The 3942-nt window shown below is 73.3% G+C and carries 1 protein-coding gene; it reads left to right on the forward strand.

From position 1 onward, the window contains the following. The coding region (locus M1E25_RS03030) for a type I polyketide synthase (protein WP_251409080.1) at positions 1–3942 on the forward strand (3942 nt) is incomplete at both ends.

Raw genomic sequence — 3942 nt, forward strand, 5'->3', positions numbered from 1 at the left:
CTGCACGTCACCGGGGCCGAAGTCGACTGGTCCGCCTTCTTCGACGGCACCGGCGCCCGCCGCATCGACCTGCCCACCTACCCCTTCCAACGGGCCCGCTACTGGGTCGACGGCGGAGCCCCCGTCGGTGACGTCGCCGCAATCGGCCTCACGTCGGCCCAGCACCCGCTGCTGGGAGCCGTGGTGACCCTCGCCGACTCCGGCGGTGTCGTCCTGACCGGACAGCTGTCGGCCACGGCGCAGCCGTGGCTCGCCGACCATGTCGTCGGCGACGCGATCGTCTTCCCCGGCACGGGCTTCGTGGAACTCGCGATCCGCGCCGGTGACAGCGTCGGCTGCGAGGCGCTCGACGAACTGACGCTCCAGACACCCCTGATCCTCCCTGAGCGGGACTCAGTCCCCATCCAGGTCGAGGTCGGTGCCCTGGACGCGACCGGCCGTCGTCCCGTCAGCATCCACTCCCGGCGCACGGACCACCCCGACCAGCCGTGGACCCTCCATGCCGACGGCCGCCTGGCCCCCGACACGGGCGACCCCGTGCCCCCGGCCGAGCCCTGGCCGCCGGCGGGTGCCGCCCTGGAAACCGGCGACGTCTACGCCACGCTCGCCGAAGCCGGACTTCCCTACGGCCCGGCGTTCCGCGGGCTGACCCGCGCCTGGAGAGCGGGGACGGACGTCTTCGCCGAGGTGGTCCTCCCCGAGACGGTGACCGCCGACGCCGCGGAGTTCGGCATGCACCCGGCCCTGCTCGATGCCTCCCTTCACGCGGCCGTGTTCACCGACCGGTTCACCGACGCCCGCGGCCCGGTCCTGCCCTTCGCCTGGACCGGTGTGCGGCTCCACGCCTCCGGCGCGACCCGACTGCGCGTCCGGATCACGTCCGACCACCCCCAGGGCATCGGTCTCGCCGTGTCGGACGACACGGGGCGCCCCGTCCTCTCCGTCGGCTCCCTCCACTTGCGCGAGGTGTCGGAACACCAACTCGCCGCGGCCCGGGCCGGCGTCCACGAGTCCCTGTTCGCCCTCGAGTGGACCGACGTCCCCGCCACCCACCGGGTGCCCGCGACCGTTGCCGACTGGGACGCACTGCCCGCCGACGGGCCGGTGCCGGACCACGTCGTTCTGCACTGCACCCCCGCCTCCGGCCCGGAGGGCCTGCGCGCCACCACAGGACGGGTGCTCGGCGCGCTGCAGACCTGGCTCGCCGACGAACGCTGCGCGGCATCCACCCTCGTCGTCGCGACCCGCGGCGCCGTCGCTCTGCCCGGCGAGGACGTCACCGACCTGGCGGGCGCGGCTGCGTGGGGCCTGGTGCGCGCTGCTCAACTGGAGAACCCCGGCCGGTTCGTCCTGGCCGACCTCGACGTGACCGACGCCGTTGCAGCAGCCGTGGCCTCCGGGGAGCCGCAGACCGTGGTGCGCGGCGCTTCCGTGCGGGCGGCCCGGCTGGCCCGGATCGTGGACGACCCGCAGGAGCGTACCGTCCCCGAGTTCGGCGACGGCACCGTGCTCGTCACCGGCGCGACCGGAGCACTGGGGCGCCTGGTGGCACGGCAGTTGGTCGCCGAACACGGAGTCCGCAGTCTGCTGCTGGTCTCCCGCCGCGGTCCCGCCGCGCCCGGAGCGCAGGAAGTCCTCGACGAGCTGCGGGAACTCGGGGCCGAGGTCACCCTCGCGGCCTGCGACGTTGCCGACCGGTGTGCGCTGTCCGCGCTGATCGCGGACGTGCCGCTGACCGCCGTCGTGCACCTGGCCGGTGTACTGGACGACGCGCTGATCGGCTCGCTCACCCCCGATCGCCTGGACGCGGTCCTGCGGGTCAAGGCGGATGCCGCCCTGCACCTGCACGAACTCACGGCTGCACGCGACCTCTCCGCGTTCGTCCTCTTCTCCTCCGCATCCGGAGTGCTCGGGGCCACCGGGCAGGGCAACTACGGTGCGGCGAACACGGTGCTCGACGCTCTCGCGGCCCACCGCCGTGCCCACGGGCTTCCCGCCCGGTCCCTCGCATGGGGACTCTGGGCGGGCGGCATGTCCGGCGGCCTCACCGAGGCCGACCTGCAGCGCATGAGCCGCGGCGGAATCGAGGCGCTCACCCCGGAGCAGGGCATCGCGTTGTTCGACCGGGCGCTGACCGTCGACGCCCCGACGGTGCTCCCGATCCGCCTCGACGTGGGCACCCTCGCCGAGGCCGCCGAGGGGTTGCCGCCGTTGTTCGCCGGACTGGTCCGGTCCCGCCCGCGGCGTGCGGCACGTCCCGCGTCCACGGTGGAGGCCGGAGCCCTCCAGCAGCGTCTGGCCGGTCTCGAGCGCGAGGAACGACTGGCGCTGCTGCTGGATCTGGTCCGCGTCCATGTGGCGACCGTGCTCGGCTACCCGGGCGGCGACGCGGTGGACGCGGACCGGTCGTTCAGCGACCTGGGCTTCGACTCCCTCTCCGCGGTCGAGTTCCGCAACGTTGTCGGTGCCGCGGCCGGAGTACGGCTGCCCGCCACCTTGGCCTTCGACTACCCCACGCCGCAGATACTCGCCCGGCATCTGCTCGACGAGCTCTCCGGCGCCGACCGTGCGGCCGAGACGACGGCTCCCGTCGCCGTCACCGCCGACGACCCCATCGCTATCGTGTCCATGGCCTGCCGGTACCCGGGCGGGGTCGCCTCCCCGGAGGACCTGTGGCGGCTGGTCGCCGACGGGGTCGACGCCGTCTCGGAGTTTCCGGGAAACCGGGGCTGGGACATCGACCGCATCGTCGACCCGGCCGCGGAACGCCCTCACACCACGTACGCCGGTGAGGGGGGATTCCTGCACGACGCGGGCTCGTTCGACCCGGCGTTCTTCGGGATCAGCCCCAACGAGGCATCGATCATGGACCCGCAGCAGTTCCTGCTGCTGGAGGCCGCCTGGGAGACGTTCGAACGGGCGGGGATCGACCCCGAGACGCTGCGCGGCAGTGCCACGGGCCTCTATGCCGGGATGATGTACCACGACTACGCGGCCAACAACAGCACGGGCGCCATCGCCTCCGGCCGCGTCTCCTACGTGTTCGGCCTGGAGGGGCCGTCGGTCACGGTCGACACGGCCTGCTCGTCGTCCCTGGTCTCCCTGCACCTCGCGGCGCAGGCGCTGCGGTCGGGGGAGTGCTCGCTCGCGCTCGCCGGCGGCGTCGCCGTCATGGCCACTCCCGAGGTCTTCGTGGAGTTCAGCCGTCAGCGCGGCCTGGCGCCCGACGGCCGGTGCAAGTCGTTCGCCGCTGCCGCGGACGGCGTCGCCTGGGGCGAGGGCGTGGGCATGTTGCTGTTGGAGCGGTTGTCGGATGCGCGGGCGAACGGGCACCGGGTGCTGGCGGTGGTGCGTGGCTCGGCGCTGAACCAGGACGGTGCGTCGAGCGGTCTGACGGCGCCGAACGGTCCGTCGCAGCAGCGGGTGATCCGGCAGGCGCTGGCCGCGGGCGGCTTGAGTGCGGCGGATGTGGATGTGGTGGAGGCGCACGGGACGGGGACGCGGCTGGGTGATCCGATCGAGGCGCAGGCGCTGTTGGCCACCTATGGCCAGGAGCGTTCGGAAGGCCGGCCGTTGTGGCTGGGTTCGGTGAAGTCGAACCTGGGGCACGCGCAGGCGGCGGCGGGTGTGGCGGGTGTCATCAAGATGGTGATGGCGATGCGCCACGGGATGCTGCCGAGGACGTTGCACGTGGACGAGCCGTCGGACCAGGTGGACTGGTCGGCGGGCCGGGTGGAGTTGCTCACCGAGGCGCGGGAGTGGCCGGCGGAGGGCCGCCCGCGCCGTGCGGGTGTTTCGTCGTTCGGGATCAGTGGTACCAACGCCCACGTCATCCTCGAGGAGGTTCCCGAGGAGTCGAACGACGACACCCGGGACAGAGCTGCCCTGCCGGCCGTGCCGTGGGTGCTGTCCGCCAGGACGCCGGAGGCACGGGCGGACCAG

Source organism: Streptomyces meridianus (genome assembly GCF_023703325.1).
GTDB lineage: Bacteria > Actinomycetota > Actinomycetes > Streptomycetales > Streptomycetaceae > Streptomyces > Streptomyces meridianus.